Source organism: Myxococcus sp. AM010, from assembly GCF_013372585.1.
GTDB classification, from domain to species: Bacteria; Myxococcota; Myxococcia; order Myxococcales; family Myxococcaceae; genus Myxococcus; species Myxococcus vastator.
The window spans coordinates 1-810 of the sequence record NZ_JABXEO010000220.1 but is presented as its reverse complement, the minus strand read 5'-3'; the positions used below and the strand labels follow the sequence as shown (position 1 = coordinate 810).

General features: G+C 71.5%; 2 protein-coding genes. Both read left to right on the top strand.

Annotated elements, in window-relative coordinates; translation table 11 throughout:
• Positions 1 to 217 (top strand): IS66 family insertion sequence element accessory protein TnpB (locus HV826_RS36400; protein ID WP_217918923.1); only part of this gene is annotated, 217 nt, incomplete at its 5' end.
• Positions 218 to 221: 4 nt separating this feature from the next.
• Complete coding sequence (gene tnpB, locus HV826_RS36395; protein WP_176421576.1) at positions 222 to 587, top strand: IS66 family insertion sequence element accessory protein TnpB; 366 nt, start codon at positions 222 to 224, stop codon at positions 585 to 587.
• Positions 588 to 810 lie beyond the last annotated feature (223 nt).

Here is an 810-nt window from a genome sequence, read left to right as displayed (position 1 = left end):
GCGGCTGAGCACTGTGCAGTCGTGGGTGTACCGTCGGCGCCGGCACCTGGCGGCGAAGGCCGAGCCGGTCCGCCTGCTGCCAGTCCAGGTGACGGCCCCCGTGGAGCCGAGCACCACCCTCGTCGAAGTCGTCACGGAGGGCGGGGCTCGCCTGCGCTTTACCGTGGGCGTTGACGTGGGGTACGTGGCCCGACTCGTCGCCGCGCTGGGGCGGTGAGGCGGTGTTCGCCCTTCCTGCGTCGGTGCGCGTGGTGCTGGCCACCGCGCCCGTGGACATGCGCAAGTCCATTGACGGCCTCATGGCGCTGGTGCGCGCCGAGTGGGGCGAGGACGTCTACTCGGGCCACCTCTTCGCCTTCGTCTCGCGCAAGGGGGACCGAATCAAGGTGCTGACGTGGAGCCGGGGCGGCTTCGTTCTGCTGTACAAGCGATTGGAGACGGGGCGTTTCCGGCTACCGTCGGTGGACGAGGGCGCGCAGGTGGTGCACCTGGACGCCACGCAGTTGGCGATGCTGCTGGACGGCATCGACGTGGCCCAGGTGAGGCGCCAGCCCGCCTGGGCGCCTCCCGGGCGCACGGGCACCTGACGCGCCCTGCCCGGGACGCCTCCGCGCCGTGGCGTGTTGAGGCCACGTGCCGCGCGAGCTCCCTCAAGACCACTTTTGCCCCTGGCGCGAGGAGGTGGAGGAACTCAAGGAGCGCCTGACGTCGCTGGAGGCGAAAATGGCGACGCTGGAGCGCCACGTCTTCGGCCGCAGGACGGAGCAGCTGCCGACGGTGGCCGCCGAACTGCGAGGGGACGGCGCAGAC